1 pseudogene is annotated in these 582 nt (G+C 58.6%); it reads left to right on the forward strand.

What is annotated here, in order from left to right:
• Positions 1–66 precede the first annotated feature (66 nt).
• Positions 67–582, forward strand: a pseudogene (locus VZ95_RS19830) (hypothetical protein); the annotation flags it as partial.

The following is a 582-nucleotide window of genomic DNA, read 5'->3' on the forward strand; positions in this document are numbered from 1 at the left end:
CACCGCTAGATGAGGGGTGCGATGCCGATGCGCCGTCCGCGTCGGAACAAGGGAGTTGCTGGATCCATGCGTATTTGCAGCCGCTGCATGATGCCCGAAACCGCCGAAACCTTGGGCTTTGACGAGCAGGGCGTCTGTTCCGTCTGCCGTCAGATTGAAGTGAAGCAGGATCAGATCGACTGGAACCAGCGGGGCCAGGATCTCGATACGCTGATCGAACAATACCGCGGCAAATATGATTACGACTGCATCGTCCCCTTCTCCGGCGGGAAAGATTCGGCCTTCACGCTTTGGTATCTGGTGAAGGTGAAGAAGCTGAAATGCCTAGTGGTCCGCTTCGATCACGGCTTCATGCGCCCGACGATCGAAGATAATTGCCTGAAGGCGCTGCGCCGCCTCGGCTGCGACATCGTTAAATTCACCCCCAATTGGCAGGTCGTGCGCAAGCTGATGTACGAGGCGCTGAAGCGCCGGGGCGATTTCTGCTGGCACTGCCACACGGGTATTTTCTCCTTCCCCATGTGGGAGGCCCTGCGCCATCAGGTGCCGCTCGTATTCTGGGGCGAGCCTAGCTCGGAGTAT

The organism is Elstera litoralis, from assembly GCF_000963705.1.
Classification (GTDB): domain Bacteria; phylum Pseudomonadota; class Alphaproteobacteria; order Elsterales; family Elsteraceae; genus Elstera; species Elstera litoralis.